This is a genomic window from Ohtaekwangia koreensis (genome assembly GCF_900167975.1).
GTDB classification, from domain to species: domain Bacteria; phylum Bacteroidota; class Bacteroidia; order Cytophagales; family Cyclobacteriaceae; genus Ohtaekwangia; species Ohtaekwangia koreensis.
The window spans coordinates 774,721-793,727 of sequence record NZ_FUZU01000002.1; the positions used below are offsets into that span (position 1 = coordinate 774,721).

The 19,007-nt window shown below is 40.9% G+C and carries 15 protein-coding genes; 4 read left to right on the forward strand and 11 right to left on the reverse strand.

Annotated features, from left to right (window positions below):
- Nucleotides 1–4 precede the first annotated feature (4 nt).
- The gene (locus B5Y40_RS16305) at nt 5–2,536 is read right to left on the reverse strand and encodes a M14 family metallopeptidase (RefSeq protein ID WP_079687852.1); all 2,532 of its coding nucleotides are present in this window, start codon (nt 2,534–2,536) and stop codon (nt 5–7) included.
- A gap of 55 nt (nt 2,537–2,591) precedes the next feature.
- On the reverse strand, nt 2,592–3,116 hold the full coding sequence (locus tag B5Y40_RS16310; RefSeq protein WP_079687853.1) for a DinB family protein: 525 nt from the start codon (nt 3,114–3,116) through the stop codon (nt 2,592–2,594).
- Nucleotides 3,117–3,183: 67 nt separating this feature from the next.
- Between B5Y40_RS16310 and B5Y40_RS16315 the strand changes: the two genes are divergently transcribed.
- Nucleotides 3,184–3,429, forward strand: coding sequence for a hypothetical protein (locus B5Y40_RS16315; RefSeq protein ID WP_079687854.1), 246 nt, complete (start codon nt 3,184–3,186; stop codon nt 3,427–3,429).
- A gap of 39 nt (nt 3,430–3,468) precedes the next feature.
- Here the strand turns inward: B5Y40_RS16315 and B5Y40_RS16320 are convergent, their stop codons facing one another.
- Genes B5Y40_RS16320 through B5Y40_RS16330 form a run of 3 tightly spaced genes read right to left on the reverse strand, consistent with a single transcriptional unit; the run spans nt 3,469 to nt 9,528 of the window.
- Nucleotides 3,469–6,495, reverse strand: coding sequence for a ligand-binding sensor domain-containing protein (locus tag B5Y40_RS16320; RefSeq protein ID WP_079687855.1), 3,027 nt, complete (start codon nt 6,493–6,495; stop codon nt 3,469–3,471).
- Between the two features lie 51 nt (nt 6,496–6,546).
- Nucleotides 6,547–7,434: a fructosamine kinase family protein gene (locus tag B5Y40_RS16325; protein WP_079687856.1), complete on the reverse strand. Its 888-nt coding sequence runs from the start codon at nt 7,432–7,434 to the stop codon at nt 6,547–6,549.
- 39 nt (nt 7,435–7,473) lie between these two features.
- Nucleotides 7,474–9,528, reverse strand: coding sequence for a TonB-dependent receptor (locus B5Y40_RS16330; RefSeq protein WP_079687857.1), 2,055 nt, complete (start codon nt 9,526–9,528; stop codon nt 7,474–7,476).
- A 106-nt stretch (nt 9,529–9,634) separates the two neighbouring features.
- Between B5Y40_RS16330 and B5Y40_RS16335 the strand changes: the two genes are divergently transcribed.
- The gene (locus B5Y40_RS16335; protein WP_079687858.1) at nt 9,635–9,871 is read left to right on the forward strand and encodes a hypothetical protein; all 237 of its coding nucleotides are present in this window, start codon (nt 9,635–9,637) and stop codon (nt 9,869–9,871) included.
- Nucleotides 9,872–9,898: 27 nt separating this feature from the next.
- Here B5Y40_RS16335 and B5Y40_RS16340 read toward each other — a convergent pair whose 3' ends face one another.
- From B5Y40_RS16340 to B5Y40_RS16345, 3 genes are all read right to left on the reverse strand, one after another.
- Nucleotides 9,899–11,140 carry a 4-hydroxy-3-methylbut-2-enyl diphosphate reductase gene (locus B5Y40_RS16340; protein WP_317043562.1) on the reverse strand — a complete coding sequence of 414 codons (1,242 nt, stop codon included), beginning with the start codon at nt 11,138–11,140 and terminating at the stop codon, nt 9,899–9,901.
- 108 nt (nt 11,141–11,248) lie between these two features.
- Nucleotides 11,249–11,422, reverse strand: coding sequence for a hypothetical protein (locus B5Y40_RS29660; protein ID WP_159453720.1), 174 nt, complete (start codon nt 11,420–11,422; stop codon nt 11,249–11,251).
- Nucleotides 11,423–11,437: 15 nt separating this feature from the next.
- Nucleotides 11,438–12,922, reverse strand: a complete 1,485-nt coding sequence (locus B5Y40_RS16345) for a Do family serine endopeptidase (protein WP_185145734.1) — start codon at nt 12,920–12,922, stop codon at nt 11,438–11,440.
- Nucleotides 12,923–13,268: 346 nt separating this feature from the next.
- Here B5Y40_RS16345 and B5Y40_RS16350 point away from each other — a divergent pair, with 346 nt between their 5' ends.
- Complete coding sequence (locus B5Y40_RS16350; RefSeq protein WP_143785793.1) at nt 13,269–13,718, forward strand: DUF6265 family protein; 450 nt, start codon at nt 13,269–13,271, stop codon at nt 13,716–13,718.
- Between the two features lie 248 nt (nt 13,719–13,966).
- Here B5Y40_RS16350 and B5Y40_RS16355 read toward each other — a convergent pair whose 3' ends face one another.
- The 3 genes from B5Y40_RS16355 to B5Y40_RS29665 are packed head-to-tail and all read right to left on the reverse strand — an operon-like array spanning nt 13,967 to nt 15,388.
- Entirely contained in the window at nt 13,967–14,692 is a 726-nt protein-coding gene (locus tag B5Y40_RS16355) for a YqjF family protein (RefSeq protein WP_079687861.1), read from the reverse strand.
- Between the two features lie 2 nt (nt 14,693–14,694).
- The gene (locus B5Y40_RS16360) at nt 14,695–15,192 is read right to left on the reverse strand and encodes a peroxiredoxin family protein (protein ID WP_159453721.1); all 498 of its coding nucleotides are present in this window, start codon (nt 15,190–15,192) and stop codon (nt 14,695–14,697) included.
- Between the two features lies 1 nt (nt 15,193).
- Nucleotides 15,194–15,388: a hypothetical protein gene (locus B5Y40_RS29665; RefSeq protein ID WP_159453722.1), complete on the reverse strand. Its 195-nt coding sequence runs from the start codon at nt 15,386–15,388 to the stop codon at nt 15,194–15,196.
- A 214-nt stretch (nt 15,389–15,602) separates the two neighbouring features.
- Here B5Y40_RS29665 and mfd point away from each other — a divergent pair, with 214 nt between their 5' ends.
- The gene (mfd, locus tag B5Y40_RS16365; protein ID WP_079688464.1) at nt 15,603–18,980 is read left to right on the forward strand and encodes a transcription-repair coupling factor; all 3,378 of its coding nucleotides are present in this window, start codon (nt 15,603–15,605) and stop codon (nt 18,978–18,980) included.
- The last annotated feature ends 27 nt before the right edge of the window (nt 18,981–19,007 follow it).

Sequence of the window (19,007 nt, forward strand, 5' to 3'; positions counted from 1 at the left end):
GGACTTACTGCCCTACAAGAAAAACTGCATTGGATAAAAGCATTTTTCCATCCTCCCAGAAGCAACGGAACATCGGATTATCTACCAGGTATACTATGTTACCTTTGCCTTTTTGTTCCACGCCAAATACTAAACTGTTTGCTAATTTTTCGTTTGCATATTTACCGGCAAATCCCTGAACAGGTTTTAGCTTTCCTTTCAGCACACCCACGTTCCATCCATTTTCAATATATCCGTATCGCAGCTCGTTTGTTTTCAGGGAGTAATAGGTAGCAGGCAATCCAAATCCGAGTGGATGTGAATTGTCAAGCGTGACCTTGTAAATAGCACCTCCTATAAAATTGGAAATCTCTTTTCGATCTGCATCTTCGTAGCGGGTGAGAGCATCTTGCTTCGCTATATCTTTCTCTTTCTTCTCCGCCTTCTCCTTTTCATCATCATCTGTATACGGCTTCAATGCAAATCCTTTTTTATCTGCGAAAGCATCCAATCCGTTTGCGATAACAATCAGTTTCCCTCCGGCTGATACCCATCCGGAAATCTTCTCCAGGAATTTTTCATCGAGTGATGAATATCTTCCTTCCGGGATAATCAATACATCATACTTATTCAGCGCAACATACTTTATATAGTCAGTGCCAAGCGTTGTAATCGGATAATGTAATTGTTGCTCGAAGAAATACCAGATTTCACCGGTAGACAACGAAGACGTCTCATCACCGAATAGCAACGCAACGTTTGGCGCCTTCACGTAATTGACGGAGCTTGAACCGAAGTCTTTACCACTTTCAACAAAACCTGTTGGTGAAGTATATATTTTTCGATCGAGGCTTTTAGCAAGTGATTGAACTGTATTATCGAAGTCTTCTACTTTTTCATTATTTCTTCGTGTGACGATTAGAGCTCCACGGTCGAAATCTTTGCCGTTTACTTTGAACGCCTTTAATGACGAGCGAACCTTTATACCTTTTTGCATGAGTGCGGAAAGAAAAGCAACGTCCTTTACACCCTGATACTGGAATATATAGGCATACGGTTTAGAGGCTATTGTTGTATTATCGGCAACTTTAGATTCATAGGCTTTACCTGCATTGATGCGTTCGGTCAGTGCATAGGCTTTCAAATTATATGCGTACATCAAGTTCCATGCAGTAACGTCATACGTTAATGAGTCCGGTAATTTTGATTGTGGCTCAAACACCGCAGTAATGAATCGTGATTTTGGTTGATATATATTTATCACAATATCGTCTGTAGAAACCGAAACATTTGTAGTGGTTTGTGTTTGGTAATCAAAACCACGTGTTGCTTTGCCAGCAGAAGAATAACCATACTTGATGGAATGAGCATCCATCCATTTTGCAAGCTGATCAATCTTGTCAGGATTGTTGTTGCCTTTAATCACGTATGTTTTATAGGTTGATGCCGGGTTGTTAAGATTATCACGAAAGTACTTTTCAAACTCGTCAACCACACGACTATAGTTAATCGAGGTAATCTCTACTGTCGATAAACCGGTTGTGTGATGATGCGTCAGACGATCTTTCAATGTTAATGGATCGCCCTCTTTCGTAGAGATTGTGATTCCGGTTTGTCCACCTTGCTCATACGTCATGCCAATGGCACCGCTATAGGTTGGGTATGTGTCTCCATAGCTTGGATAGTATAGATCGAATACTTCTTTGGTGAAATATAGCCATCCTTGCTCATCAAAGTACTTGGCATTATTCTTCCCGATCATCACCTGGAATTCACGCTGCCATTTTGATATGATCTCATGAAAAGGTTCTGCAGCAGGAGCAAAGAAGTATGGATGATTATGGCCTTGCTCATGAAAGTCAACATGTACATGTGGCATCCACTGGTTATATACTTTTAAACGTGCTTGCGTTTCAGTCTGCGTGCCCCAGGCCCAATCGCGGTTCAAATCAAACATATAGTGGTTAGCACGTCCGCCAGGCCACGGTTCATTATGCTCGTGTGAATCCTCGCTGCCATTCGGAGGTACGTTGCCATATTGATTATAAAAATTAGCATAGCGATCACGACCATCAGGATTAAGACATGGATCCAGAATTACTACTGTATTCTTAAGCCACTCTTGCGTTTTCTGATTCTGTGGATTACTTAATTCATATAGTGTTTGCATGGATGCTTCGGTACTGTTCGCTTCATTGCCATGTACATTATAACTCAACCACACGATAGCTTTTTTATCTGCTGAAGGAGCACCGTCAGCCATGCCGGCTTTCTTCAGATTGTTTAAACGGATCTGTTCAAGATTTTGAAAATTTTCAGGCGATGTAACAACAACGTACACCAATGGACGATGTTCATATGTTTCGCCATATTGATAGAACTCTACATTCGGAAGAGCATCGGCTACATGTTTATAGTATTCAACAACGCGATGATGGCGTGTGAAACGGTCGCCAAGTTCGTATCCTAAAAAATCTTTCGGACTAAGAAGTTTTTGTTGTGCCTGGAGGCTGAAGGAAATAAATGTTAAAATAAAAAAGAGAATACGTTTATTCATATAGCAAGGTTAAGTTCGGCAAGTAAGGTATTTTAAATATCAATAGGCACGAGTATTAATTTTTTAAAAGGTGTTTCACTTGTGGCCAGTGGTGATGTATATGTTCATGAAAAAAAGCCATCGCTTGCAGAACGTCAAGCCTCCCGACAACTGGATGTTTATAAATTTTCTTCCGGATATTTTTCTCAGCGATTTTTTCAAGGAGATTCCGAAGTACGTCTCTGACGGAGTCCCATTGCCGTATGAGCTCTTGTAAAGGTAATGCGTCTGGTGTGTTTTCTATCAGCACTTTGGGGGCACTATACTTGATGGGCAGCCGCTGTGATGCTTTCAATACAAGAACTTTAAAAGACTCCAGGGCCCCCGAATTGTCGAGTTGATCTACTCCATGCGATTTCTTGCGCATATAGAGTACCGATAGCTTTTCTGAAACCATGATGTGTGTGAGAATCTGGTTGATAGACCACTTACCCTGTGGTGCCTTCCAGAGTATATCTTCATTCAACGCGATTAATTCGTTCAGTAATTTTTTTCGATCTGTTTCAATCTGCTCAAAGCGGATACGGAGTTTTGGATGCATGGAGTAAATCGTATATATCTATATAAAAATAAAGTATCTTTAACTAAACCAAAACTTAATCACCTTTATGGAAAATCAACAAACAGCTCCGGTGTTATCGACCAAAGATTGGGTCGTTACGCTCTTAATTTCGTTTATACCGCTTGTGGGTTTAATCATGTTATTCGTCTGGGCCTTTGGTTCGAGCGAGAATCCTAATAAAAGCAATTGGGCAAAAGCTATATTGATCTGGTACGCCATTGGATCTGTCTTTGCAATCATCTTGTGGGTAACGGTATTTGCTGCTATAATGAGTAGCTATCAAAATTACTAAACGCAATTTAAGGAAGGCTGATGGATCGTCAGCCTTCTCTTATAGTTTTCGGGTTACGAACGAAATGGTTGTGCCTTGCGTGTTTTGCATGTTAAACTGCCCTTCGATAGCTTCTGCCCTTCGTTTCATATTTCGAAGTCCGTTGCCTTTTGCAGAACCATTTACAGAAACGCCTTTGCCGTTATCTTTGATCACCATTTTAAATTCACCATGATCGACAGCGAGCAACACCGTTACCTCGGTAGCTTGTGCATGCTTGACGATGTTATTGATCGCTTCCTTAAAGATCAAGTATATATTTTGCTTTTGAACCGGATCAAGAATTTTAGAAGGATCTATACCGATTGCCTGAAATTCTAAACGTATATTCTTGGCTTGCAATAATTCGGTAGCGAAATCTTTCATACGCAACATCAATGCTTCCAGTGTATCGTATCGGTTGTCGATAGACCATACTATATCGCTCATGGTTGTCACCACTTCACGGCTCAATTCGCTAATGCCTCTCAGATAAGCTTTGCTCTCACTTTCTTCGGATCCGTTTTGGACGAGATCAGAATAGATGGATATGCGCGTAAGACTGGAGCCCACTTCATCGTGTAAGTCACTGGCTATTTTATTCCGTAAGCGTTCAACTTTCAGTGATTGCTCCAGGCGGTAGCGATGTATAGCATACATGATACTGATGGAGACTATTATCACCAACACGATAAACCACCACGTTTGCCAGAATGGAGGATGGATAGTTACAACCGTAGATATACCGGGATCAGTCCAGTAGCCATCGGAGTTTGCCGCCCTTACATGAAATATATAGTGCCCGGGATCAAGATTGGTATAGTGCGCTTCTCGCTCGTTGCCGGCATCAACCCAGTCGCGATCAAAACCTTCCAGCTTGTAAGTATACTTTATTTTATCAGGTGACGAGAATTCAATCGCAGCAAAGGAGAACGTAATATAGTTCTGCGAATATTCAAGATCTATATTCTGCTGCGGCTGATAAAATTTATCAAATATAGTGTAGCCTTGTAACATCAACGATGGAGGCGTTGTATTCGCTTTGATGTCCGCTGGCTTAAAAATGCTAAAGCCGTTAACGCCTCCGAAGTAGAATTCACCAGAAGAGCTTTTAAGCGCAGCATTTGAATTGAACTCGTTGCTCTGGAGGCCATCGTCTTCCGTATAGTTATTAAAGGTATAAGTCTTGGGGTTGAATTTACTCAGACCACCATTGGAGCTGATCCAGTAATTTCCATCGGTATCTTCCAGCATTTCATACACTACATTATTCGGCAGTCCATCCTTCTCGAAGAAGTGTGTAAACTTTCCGCTATTTATATTCAACTTGTTGAGACCGCTGTGCGTACAGATCCAAAATATACTATCGTTTTGCTGTGTTATACTGATCACCACCTGGTCACTCAAGCCGGTTGCATTTTTTTGGTCGTAACGGTAGTTGGTAAACTTTTGAGTACGCTTGTCAAACATGCTCATGCCGCCACCCCAAAACCCAATCCACAGATTTCCTTTTTTATCTTTGGTGATGCTGTTGATAAAATTAGAACCGATCGTATTATCGTCATCTGGATTAAAACGATATTGTGTTACGTTTTCGGTTTGAGGATTATAGTGTAACAGACCGTTCTCATTCGTTCCAATCCACAGCGTGTTGTCGTCATCCAGCATCAATTCATTCACCATTGTTATTTTACCCAACGGTGAATTGTGAGCCCCCAGATAAAATGTAGACTTGCCCGTATATTTTTCATAACGCACCAGGCCAGCACTGAAGGAAGCAATCCAGAAAACACTATCCTTGTAAATCATCTTGTATATATTGCTCGCTATATTTCCGCGGTTATCGCTGATGGTTAGTTGGCGGAATGATTTTGTTTTAGGATTGAATATGTTGATAGGCCCACTCTCCGAACCTATCCATATATTCTTCTCGTCATCTTCACAAAATGACCATGTCATGTTTTGTGATAGACTGTTTGGATCGCCTTGCTTGTTTTGATAAGTCTCGAAAATATTTTTATGAGGATCATACAAGTCCAATCCATTTCCGGAGACCCATACTATACCGGTGCGATCTTCCATCAATGCATAAATGGAATTGTTGCTGATACCTGAAGGGTTCGCTGGATTATGCTGATAGGTATAGAATTTTTTGGATCGATTGTCATAAAATCGGAGTCCGTTGTTTGTACCGATCCATACGTTGTTGTTCGTATCACATATAATTTTATTCACATCGTTTTGAAGAAAATTCGGTACACGAATGAAACGATTTACCGATCGATCCAGTATAATCACGCCAGCTTCATAACTGCCAATCCATAAGTTACCCTGCTTGTCTTCTGCTATGGAAGTTATACGATTACCACCCTCTAGTCCATATTCACCTTGAGCATTATAACGTTGAAAGCGGATTCCTTTTTCATCTTCAATAACACGATTTAAACCACCATTCCATGTGCCGATCCAGATCGTTCCGCGACTATCACAAAATAATGTTCGCACTGCGTTGTCACTAATAGATTGTTGATCATCCGGATCATTCTTGAAGCTGGTAAAAGTATTCGTCTTTTCATTGTATAGATTGAGACCGCTGCCCCAGGACGAAATCCAGAGTCTTCCCTTTTTATCTTTTATAAGATAGTTAGGCCTGTTACCGCTGATAGAAGTAGAGTCTTGCGACTTATGATAGTATTGCACGAACCTGTCTTCCTTGCGTATATATCTGCACAGTCCCTGAAATGTACCCACCCATAAATCTCCCTTGTTATCTTCTTGTACAGACCAAACCCAGTTGTGAGTAAGTGTTGTGCTGTCGAATGGATTGTTTTTGAAAATTTTAAAATGGTTGCCATCAAATCGGTTTAGTCCGTCCTGCGTGCCGATCCAGATATACCCGTAGCTGTCCTGGGAAATGCAATAGGGTTGTGATTGCGAGAGACCGTCTTTAATGGTGAGGTGATTGAATCGGAAAGGTATAGATTGGGCGTGTGCCCATTGTGTCGATACTAGAAGAAGTAATATACAGAAGGTCAGGTATGTTCTCACGGATGGTCAAAGGGTCAATTGCCAAACAACGAAAATACAATTTCGCGCGCACTAAACGAATCGCTTGAGAATAGAATTTACTTGTGCAAGGTAACTGCTGCCAAAAAGATTCACGTGTACGAGCAATGGATATAAATTATAGAGGTCAATGCGATTGTGAAATTCAGGCAACAAAGGAAACTCTTCGTGATAGGCTTCCAGGAATTCGGCATTGAATCCTCCAAACAGTTGTGTCATAGCCAAGTCCATTTCGCGGTGGCCAAAATATACTGCAGGGTCAATCAAACAAGGCGCTTCGTTGTGACTGGTGATCACGTTGCCGCTCCACAAATCACCATGGAGCAACGAAGGTGGCTCTTCCGGAAGGAGCGAAGGTAGCTTGATATATAGTGCGTCGAAGTTTCGGAGAAGAGATTTTTCGGCAAGTCCTGATTGCATCGCGAGTTTTAGCTGAACTTGCAACCGTTGATGAATAAAAAAATCGACCCAGGAAGAATTTGTTGCGTTCGTTTGAGGAAGTGAACCTATATAATTTGAGTGATCTAGTCCAAAAAATAAAGAACTGGTTCGGTGAAGTGTGGCGAGTTGTTGTCCAAGATCCTTCCAGTAATTTGCTGATCGTGATGATTGATCAATGAATTCCAATAAAAGAAATTGATATCCTTCTGCTTCGGATACTCCGATAACTTCTGGTATATAAATGCTCTGCGTAGCGCTAAGTTTTTTCAAGCCCTTTGCCTCGGCTTCGAACATGCCTGGAAATTTTGAAGCATCATTCCACTTAAGAAAATATCTTCCCTCCGATGTTGAAAGTTTACCTCCATTATTGATGCATCCTCCCGCTATAAATGAAAAGTCTTTTATAATAATAGAAGAAGAAACCTGTTGCTGTAATAAGGTCTGTACACGTTGATGAATAGCTTCGGGAATACCTCTCATTCTATTTTTTATAAAGGCATGTAAGCACTATATGTATAACTACTCAAGCTTCCAACCTGTTTTTATACCGGCAAAATAATTAATGCCAGGTGCAGCATTATAGTATCGGCCTCCGAGTGCATTCAGGTCATTTCCCAAGCTATATTTCTTGTCAAGCAGATTGTCGACACCGCCAAAAATATCGAGCGATAACTTCTTCCATTCCTTACGAAAGCCTGCGCGGGCTGCCAACAGTGAATAACTATCTGCGTAGTCGGTGTTGGCATCGTTCAATGGTATACTGCTGGTATAGGTATAGTTTACATTCGCATAAACACCCGGTTGAAGCTCAGCATCCATACTCGCGAAAAGTATGTTAGGCGCTACACCAGTTAGATCATTGCCGTCATAGCTGGTATTATCTTTTTTATAGTCTTTAAATGTATAATCATTGAAAGTATAACTTGTCGAAAGCCTGAAGTCGGATAAAAAAGCCTGAGGCGATAAATCAGGCGACCAGCTCAATTGTACTTCGGCACCACGTTGTAGTGTTTTTCCCGCATTAACAAAATACTCTCCGGAGTCCTCGAGACGTCTTACAACAATGGTTTGATCGAGATGAAAATTATATACTACAAGATCGTATGATAGTGTTTTTTGGAGCGCTGTTCCGCGAACACCAAACTCGATATTGTTGCCGCGTTCGGGATTTAAACTCTGGTCAAAATACCCGGCAGACGGGTATAGCTCCTGAACAGTAGGAGGCGAGTAACCCTGGCTATAGCTTGCATGGATAGATAGATCATCGTTTACTTTTTTAAGCAAAGCAACTCGGGGTGAGAAAACTACATCAAATTTCCTATCCGCTTCAAAGGAAGGCATATCTGATAATCGCAGAAACGATACATTAAGTTTATTTATACTTCCGCCAAGCGTTACAAAGAAATCAGAAGGAAGAAAGAATTCTGCTTGTGCAAAAGCAAAGTATGTATTGATGGAAATCTCATCATCAGTTTGCAATGCGGCACTTTGCCCGAGGTTGTTCGCATATACTTTCACAGGTGAAAAGCTGCGTTGATATTCTCCGCCAAAATTTACTTTCCCCTTTGTGAAATCGTATTGTGTATTGGTTCGTGCACCAAGTCCTTGCTCCGCTCTGCGTTCGTAGTTACGGATGGTTGGGTTATCAAATTGAGTAAGCGTTCCATATGCACCTGTCTTATTAGACCACCGGTCATTCCAGCGATAGTCATAACTTAAGCCTGAATAAAAAGTTTTGTTATATATAGTGGCGTGTTGTTCGACCGCACCAGGGCCGGCTCCGCTTGCTGGCCGTGCTTGCTTTGGATTTTCATCGAACTGCTGTTTAGTAAGTGCACCCGGTGTTTGATAGTATATATCCGTATATAAAATGTTCGTGGACAAAGTTCCTTTATCACTTACCATAAAATCGCCTTGTGCCTGTATAACGTCTCTCGCCATTTTGGTCTGTTCGCGATACCCATCGGATTGCTGGTGCGCATAGAGCACCCGTATGCTTGATTGCTCATCCTGTGCTTTTGCTTGTACACTATATTGCATAAGACCATAGCTTCCTGCCAATGCAGAAATATTTACGCCACTCGGTGTAGCGGGAGAATTTTTTAGTAACAGTACACCACCTGTACCTGCACCATATAAACTTGTCCCAGGCCCCTTTATAACCTCAGCCTGTTGAAAAGAGCTCTGATCAAAAAGATTGATATAGGTATTTCCACCTGCATCTGTAAAGGGTAAACCATTCCAGTATACTTTAACGTTTCGCACACCGAAGGGTGAGCGTAGTGAGCTTCCGCGTATAGCCAGTCGGTAGCTTCCTGGTGAACGTTCTTCCATTCGGACACCAGGTATAGTATTGATCGCAGGAAGCAGTGAAGAATTGCTAAATCTTGAAAAGTCTTTTTCACTTACAACACCAACCGAAGCCGGTATTTCTGATAAAGGTCTATCGTATTGAAAGGCCTCTATCACTACTTCGGAGAGTATTTTTGTCGAGTCTGTTGATCGACTTTCTTGTTGTGCTGTAGCGGAAAAAGCAAGCACTATACAAATAAAAAGAATTAAACCTCGTATCATTGCGTAGGGAGAAGCCTAAAATATAACAGAATCTCCCTTCCATCAAAGAAAATAGAACCAAAAGGTTCACAATTGGGTTATAATATTAAACTACAACAATTAAATCATGGGAAGACCTCCAGTATTACCGAAGAAGAAAAAAGACGGGTTTTGGCTTGAAATACGCAATAAGGGTGCAAAATCGGGTGGTACGATTCTTATCCGCGACACATATGAGGCAATGATGCAAGCTGCCAGACAATATGAAATAACAAAAGACGTGGTCATTTTAGGAGAACACCGTAATGGCAAGAAGGTTGAAGATGCCTCGCGTAAAAGAAAAAGTACTGCTGAAGCTGAATAGTTAAAATATAACTGGAGTCTGCAGTTTTTACGACTGCGGACTTCCAGTAAATTTTGTCAGAATCTCGTCAACAGATCGTTCTGGTTTAAAGAACTCAAGAACACGCAGCATAACTCTGTCCACTAAGGTATCAGGACATGAGGCGCCACTTGTTAAAATAATCTTGACTATGTTTTTACCAGGCAGGAAAGAGTGCGTCACAACATTTTGTTTTGTGTGATAGTTATAGTGATGAATCTCTTCTTCCGATTTTATTTCCTTCTCTGAATTTATAAAGTAGGTTGGAAATTTGCGCTCGCATAACTCAACAATGTGAGACGTATTAGAGCTGTTATATCCTCCTACAACAATAGCAAGGTCAGCATCAGTTTCTAACAACTGATATGTAGCGTCCTGATTGTCATTTGTGGCGTAACATAATGTGTCACGCGTATCTGCAAAATGCTCCTTGATGTTTTCTATACTATATAGCTGTATCATTAATTGTCTGAAGTAATCCGCTATAGCTTGCGTTTCCGTTGCGAGCATGGTAGTTTGATTCACAACACCAACCCGTTTCAAATCCTGAAGCGGATCGAATCCCTCGGAATGTTTGCCTGCAAACTCTTTGTAAAACTCTTCCTTGCTTTTTATGCCTAATATATATTGACCCAAGGCTTGGGCATCTTCTATATCACGAACGATTATTGAATGACCGCTTTGAGCACTGTGCGAAAATGTTGCGCGTGTCTCTTCATGCTTTGGCTTCCCGTGGATAATGATAGTATAATTTTCACTGCCCAATTTTTCAGAACGATTCCAAACCTTTTCTACAAATGGACATGTAGTATTATACTTTTGGACTTCGATGCCTTTGTCTAATAGGAGATGCTCAATTTCAACAGTTGTACCGAAGGCAGGAATGATCACTATATCTTCCTTCTTCAGATCATCCCAAGGTATAAACTGCCTGCCGTCAGTGTCCATGATAAATTGGATTCCGCGACTTTGCAAATCATTATTCACCTCCTGATTGTGAATCATCTGGCTCAATAGAAAAACGCGCTTGTCAGGATTTTCTTCGAGGGCACGATAGCTTATTTCTATAGCGTTCTCTACACCATAGCAAAAACCAAAATGACGTGCTATATAAAATTGTACTGGACCGAAGTCTAAAAGCGTAGGAGAGAAGTCTTGCTTACGCAGATCTTTAATTCTGCGTGCTTCTTTTATTTTACCAGTAATGGAAGACCGGTAATATGCTGGGATATCAAATTTTTTGATGGCAATTAAATTTTACACTAACTGCAAAGTTAGTGGAAGTTGCTAAACGTTAACTGTTATCCGTTAACAGTTGTTGACTTTTAAAGTTCTGTTAACGGATAACGTTTTAACGATTTATGCTGCCTTGGAGAGTTTATCTTCTTTGATCTTGTTTGTTCTGATTTCCTTACTTTCAAGATCAAACCATTTAACTTCTACAAAATTGTTTTTGATGTACTTGAGAACTTCCATCACTTTACCATCAATCTTGCTGCGAACACGTTCGCCCTTTTTAAAAAGTCTCCTCATATATTCCTATAAAGTTTACATTCTAAAGGCATAATTGAATTCTCTTGGAACGTCTTCATATGTGCCTGAGAGAATTACCAATTCACCAGATTTCTTCTTCTTCAATAGTTCGTTAAACTCTTTAACGGATTTCACTGACACCTCGTTCACTTTTGTGATAATAAAGCCTTCACGAATATCAGTGTACTTGGCCAGCTTGCCGCTTCCGAGTTCTTTTACGCGAACACCGTTGTTAATATCTAATTTTTTCAGAACATTTCCATCTACTTCTTCAACTTCTAATCCGAGTGATGCAAAACCAGTGCGTTCTTCGGGTTTCACTGTCCCGGTTTTTCCATCCCGATTTTTTAGAACCACAGGTAAAGTGACTTCTTTACCATCCCGGTTTACAGTTACATTCACTTTGTCTCCCGGACGATGGCGTCCTATATATTCTATCAATGCAGAGCTTGAAAGAATTGGAGCTTCATCAATTTTCACCACGACATCTCCTTCTTTCAATCCGGCATCTTTTGCAGAACTAGCCGCAGCAAAACCGGATACATATGCGCCCGCGTTAACATGCAGATTATGTTCTTTCACCAGTTGACTGTTAACACTGCCGATTGATACTCCTAACCAACCGCGTTGCACTATACCAAACTGAATAAGATCTTCAACAATTTTGCTAACGATGTTGGCTGGTACTGCAAAACCATACCCGGAGTATGAACCTGTTGGACTCGCTATAGCGGTGTTAATACCAAGCAAGCCACCATTCAAATCTACCAACGCACCACCGCTGTTTCCAGGATTGATCGCAGCATCGGTTTGGATGAAGGATTCAATTGCTGTATTGCCTTCCTGTGAATTACGTTGAAGTATATTAATACTTCTTCCCTTTGCACTGATGATACCGGCTGTTACAGTAGAGTTCAGATTGAACGGATTTCCTACTGCCAACACCCACTCACCAACCTTCGCTTTATCAGAATCCACAAATGAAAGATGTGGAAGAGTTTTCTCATTTATTTTAATCAACGCAATGTCTGTATCAGGATCTGTACCTACAACTTCAGCTTTATAGGTACGGTTATCATATAGTGTCACCTCTACTACGTCAGCATCCTGTACTACGTGATTGTTGGTAACTATATATCCGTTTTCATTTACAATTACGCCCGAGCCTGAACTTTGGCTAGGACCTTGGGGCATCATGCGTGGACCAAAAAACTCACGGAAAGGATCGAATGTTTCAGGTGATGATTCATTGCGTGTACTTCCTTCCTGTGTAGAACGAATGAATACTACTGCAGGTGTTACCAGTTCAGCAGTCTTGGTAAAGTCGAGAGGAATCACCTGGCCATTCTCATCAACCTTATAGGCCACCTTAGATATAGGTGTACCACTAAGGTATTCCAGTTTCACGCCCTCTTTATCTTTATCCAACCATTTAAATGTAGCAACCGTACTCGCACTTCCGAGCACCGCTGCCAGAAAAAGTGATGCAAATCTTTTCATAATCACAATTTAATTAAGCTTGTTTTTAGTTAATCAAAAACCAGGCAGAAAGCCTTTAGAAAGAAATTTTGTCAGTTAATTCACGCCCCACATCTTTCGCCTGCTGCCAGATTTTAACCTTTGGTATCTTAAGTACGAAAACTTTCGGATTTTGGTTCTAACTGTTATGTCAATATTGTCAGTTTTTTCTGGATGGTAAAATTTAGCTGAGGTTTGTATATCTCGCGATGAAGTAACAACCTATATAGTCTTCGTAACAAAGAGTGCTTGTCAATTAATTTTATTGTTGATGAATTAATTACGATGGAAGGTTTGCTTTATGACTACCTTGCTAAAAATGAAAGTTATGAGAATTGTCCTTATCATACTCACCTGTGTTGCGTTAGGTCCAAGTCTTTTTGCGCAACAAAAAGAATTTGGATGGTTGATTGGTACTTGGAAGTTAAAGGACAAAAATTCGTTTGAGCATTGGACTTATGATGAGAATCAAAAAGTGTTGCGAGGAATTTCATATCGTGTAAAGAATACCGCGGACACCACGATTACTGAAGAGATTGTAATCAAGTATCAGAACAATTCATTCTACTATATACCGGATGTTGCTGGAGAGCAGGGACCTGTTGAATTCAAAATAACAAAATACGATGCGACTACATTTGTAGCAGAAAACCCGAAGCATGATTTTCCGAAGATCATCCGGTATAAATTTGTACGCAAGAATAATGAAGATATAAACGAAGCTTCTATTGAAGGCAATGGAAAGACGATCTCCTACACGTTCGTTAGGGTGAGATAATCGTAACGTGTCTTACGGTATTTATATACTTGATTTGAACTTTTTGTGAAAATCACCCATCAAAAGGTAAACTATCAGTGCTCAAGTCCCGTAACGATCGTAATGGAAAACTACTCCCCAACCTATACCATGCAGTCGAACCATAGCGACAAAGAAACCGCACACCGCAGACTAAGAAGACTGCGCACACTTCTCATCATCTGGTTAATCTCTCTTTTGGCAACAGTGATTTGGTTTTCATTAAGTTCTTAGCAGAACCCTGATTCAAATTTTAATCCTTCTCGTACAACTATATCAGATCCCTCCGCCAGGAAAACAGAAACAGGTGCCTCGTTTTTTAAGAATTCAAATTCATTTCCATATATACTTCCAAAACCAACATCTATAGCATAACTCTTCACCGGGTATACTTTCCACTGTGGGTGTTCAACGCCGTATTCGGATGTTTTCTGATTGCTTATCCTGGTATAACCCCAATAATGTTCAGTGATAAATTCTTCCTCACTTCCCACTTTAATCGCGACTGCATTTTTTGAGGTGGTCACCTCGAGAGAATTCCATTCTTTTAATTTCCAACGGTACTCAACAGTAAGATCATTCTCGCCGGTTTCCCAGCGGTGCGTCATTGGCATGGTCTGGTAATTTTCTTTATAGATCTTGTTCGCGACAAAAGTCAATGCATGCTTCGGTACAATCTCTTTGATGAACACCACACCGCGCTTCCATCCATCAACATCTTTATATCGTACATAGAACCGAAGGTTAACCTCCTCAAACGTAGAATGAAAAGGTATACGAAATCCAAGCAGGCGTGTATTGACAAACATAAACCCAACCAGGCTTACATAGCAGGTATCATTCCATAAATCAAGTTCTGTTTTATATGGAAGATGACGTTGAAGGATGCCTGGATCTACTGCATAGTTTGCCAGGGCAAGCTTGCGCCACTCTGCTGTCAGGAAAACACGCGCCATAGTCAGAGGTGTTTTACCACTTCTGATATTTCCACTTCACCGTTAAATTTCTGAATGAGTTTACGGTCATCGTAGATGTATATAGAAGGTGTTTCGATCTGGCCATATGTATTGATCACATCATTTACCGATGTACTGCCAAAATGAACATTACTGAATTTATCTAATGTATATTCGGAAGCAAATTTTTGAAGCTCCTCGCGTGTTGCTGAAGATACAAAGTATAACTGGTAGTCCTTGAAGGCCTTTATGTTTTCACCAATCTGTTTTGCTTCACGTTGACAGTGATCACAATCAGGCTGAAACATGATGATAATATTTTTCCCTGTTAAGTTTTTTGCCGAAAACTGATTTCCATCTAACGAAGTTATAGTCATCGCAGGCAAATCATTTGCGGCAATGGTGGTTGAGGGTTGCTCGTTTGTTTTCGTTTCCTGTGGTTTATTACAGGCTGTAACGGCAAACACACACACCCATAGGAGTATAGATCGATTCTTCATGTTATTTAATGATAAAGAACATAAGCCAATATACAATATATGAAGTGGATGCAATGCCACCATAGAGCTTGATAACCTTTCTCCGGTTTTGCACATCTTCCCACCACAACATTGCCCAAGGTTTGTATAGGCCAATTACTAAAAAAGCAAAGGCCGTGATGCTGATATAGAGTAAGAGCTGTTGAACAAAATTCATGGTACAGTTGTTTAGATCAGCTGTTGCAATGCGGAAAGGTAATAAGTCATTGATGAATAGTCATCCACCAGAAACAAAAATATAATTTGCAATAGTCTGGTGGGGATTTTGAAGGACGCTATCTTTGCAGCTTTTCTTTTTCCTGTTATCTCATCTTAAGCTACCTATATATGGTTGCTTACAGCCGGGACAACCAATAACTGACAACGGAAACGTGAGGGCGATCGATTTTTTAAGTATCTATAAAGCGGATGGTTTGATAAAGACCGTAGCCGAAGGGATTCGCGCGCCCAAAGCACAGGTTGTTCGTATCAAAGGTCTATCAGGAAGTCTTGATGCTGTAGTGGTTGCAGCAACTTTTAAAGTACATCCACAGGATTATCTCGTTATACTTCAGGATCGTGAAGAAGCCGCATACTTTCAAAACGATCTTCAAAATCTTCTGGATCGTGAAGTACTTTTCTTCCCGATGTCATACAAGCGGCCTTATGAGTATGACGAAACGGAGAACGCTAATATCCTGATGCGTGCAGAAATTTTAAATCGCCTGTCAGGTAAAACAACTCCGGAAATAATTGTTACATACCCGGAAGCACTCAGCGAAAAAGTAATCAATAAACGATCACTTGCATCAAACACATTTACAGTAAAACTTGGTGAACGCCTTGATATAGCGTTCCTGGAGGAGTTCCTGCATAATTATGATTTTGAAAAGACTGACTTTGTATATGAAGCAGGTCAGTTTGCTATACGCGGAGGGATCATTGATATATACTCGTTTGCGTATGAGATCCCGTATCGTATAGAATTGTTTGGTGATGAAGTGGACAGTATCCGCACATTTGAGCCAGGCTCACAGTTGTCCGTCAACAAACTGGATAAGGTAAATATTATACCCAACGTCCAGACGAAATTAGTTCAGGAGGAACGTCAATCGTTGCTTGAATTTATTTCTGCAGAAACAAAATTGTGGTTTAAGGATGTACAACTCACAAAAGACATAGTTCAAAAAAGTTTTGAAAGAGCAGATGCATCGTTCGATAAAATATTAAAGGCAAGTGGTGCGCATGTAGTGTCTTCTCCTGAAAAGTTATTTGATACAGGCGAGGCATTTCTCCAGCGAACGACTTCATTTACACGCGTTGAATTCGGAAGCAGATTCATTCTTGAGAATGCACGCACTTTTGATTATCAATCTTCAGCGCAGCCATCGTTCAATAAAAATTTTGAATTACTGGCTGGTGATCTGTACGATCATCAGGTACAAGGGCTGAGTAATTTTATCGCTGCCGATATGCCCAGACAGCTCGAACGACTGAAGGGTGTATTCGAGGAGATAAATATAGAATTGAAATTCCAGCCGCTGGAGTTTGCATTGCGTGAAGGTTTTGTAGATCAGAATCTGAAACTGGTTTGCTATACCGATCATCAGATCTTTGAACGATTTCACCGCTATAAAGCGAAAGAAAAATTTACCAAATCGAAGGCGCTTACGCTTCGCGAGCTATATACACTTCAACCCGGAGATTTTGTAACACACATTGACTATGGCATTGCCAAATTTGCAGGCCTTGAAAAACGTGATGTGAACGGACATGATCAGGAAGCAATTCGATTGGTATACCGTGATGATGATTTGCTATATGTGAGCATTCACTCTCTTCATAAAATCTCAAAGTACTCTGGCAAAGAAGGTACTCCGCCTGTCATGAGTAAGCTCGGCACCCAAGAGTGGGAGACGAAGAAATCAAAAGTCAAGAAGCGTGTAAAAGATATAGCGAAGGAATTAATAGAACTTTACGCCAAGCGTAAAACAGCGCCTGGCTTTGCATATTCTCAAGATGGATTTTTACAAGCGGAGTTAGAATCATCATTTATATATGAAGATACTCCGGATCAGGCACGTGCCACGGAAGATGTAAAGAAAGATATGCAGAACCCACACCCGATGGATCGGCTTGTGTGTGGTGATGTAGGCTTTGGCAAAACGGAAGTAGCAGTACGCGCTGCATTCAAGGCTGCGACAGAAGGGAAGCAGGTTGCTGTACTGGTGCCCACTACAATTTTGGCAATGCAACACTATAGAACGTTTCGCGATCGTCTCTCTGATTTCCCGGTGAGAGTTGAGTATGTTTCGCGTTTCAAAACGGATAGTGATATAAAAAAGATCATCGCAGAAACGAAAGAAGGCAAAGTAAATATATTGATCGGTACACATCGTATTGTGAGTAAAGATGTAGAGTTTAAGGATCTCGGTTTACTCATCATTGATGAAGAACAAAAGTTCGGTGTTAAGGTGAAAGATCGGTTGAAGGAATTGAAAGTAAACGTTGATGTACTTACGTTAACAGCTACACCAATTCCACGCACACTGCATTTCTCTTTAATGGGTGCACGTGATCTTAGTATCATTGCAACGCCACCGCCAAATCGTCAGCCGGTAACTACAGAGCTTCATACCTTTAATGAAGAAATAATTCGCGATGCCGTTAGTAATGAACTACGAAGAGGTGGACAGGTTTTCTTTGTGCACAATCGCGTAAATGATATTGAATCTATTGCTAACACTATATATAGACTTGTTCCGGATTCCCGCATCGGCATCGGCCATGGCCAGATGGATGGTGACAAACTGGAAAAGGTAATGGTGAAGTTTATTGATGGTGAATACGATGTTCTGGTTTCTACAAACATCATCGAATCTGGTCTGGATATACCAAACGCCAATACGATCATGATCAATCAGGCGCATATGTTTGGTTTATCAGATCTTCACCAGATGCGCGGACGCGTAGGGCGGTCTAATAAAAAAGCTTATTGCTATTTACTAACTCCGCCTGCATCATCTTTATCTGCAGACTCACGCAAACGCCTATCGGCTCTTGAAGAATTTTCAGAATTAGGCGATGGATTTAAAGTCGCGATGCGTGATTTGGATATACGCGGTGCCGGAAATATGCTAGGTGCTGAGCAAACAGGTTTTATAAGTGATCTTGGATTTGATACATATCACAAGATTCTCGATGATGCTGTACAAGAACTGAAAGAGACTGACTTCAAAGAATTGTTTGCTTCAGATCTTGCTGAGAAAGCTAAACTTATTGTACAGGATTGTGTGATCGAAACAGACTTGGAGATTCTGATTCCGGAAACCTATATCGCCAGCACAACGGAGCGCCTACAGCTTTATTCGCGCCTCGATAATATTCCGGACGAAGAACAACTCAAAAAATTCACGGATGAAATTCGTGACCGGTTCGGTCCAATTCCTCCAACCGTGGAGGAATTGATCAATACCGTGAGACTTCGCTGGTTAGGTGAAAAGCTCGGCTTTGAAAAACTGAGCCTGAAGAGTGAAAAGTTGCGCGCTTACTTTATAAGCACCAAAGACTCCTACTTTAGTTCTGATATCTTCGGACAGATATTATCGTTTGTTCAGAAGAATTCGAAGCAGTGTAAGATGAAAGATAGTGCCGGCAAGGCAATGCTTATCATCGATGCGGTTAAAACCGTTGACGCTGCTATTGAACTGTTAAGTAGAATGGCCGGTCAGGAAACCACTAAATCTTCCAAAGAGATTTTATCCAAGTAAGGTTTAAGTCCAACCGTGTTGTCAAAA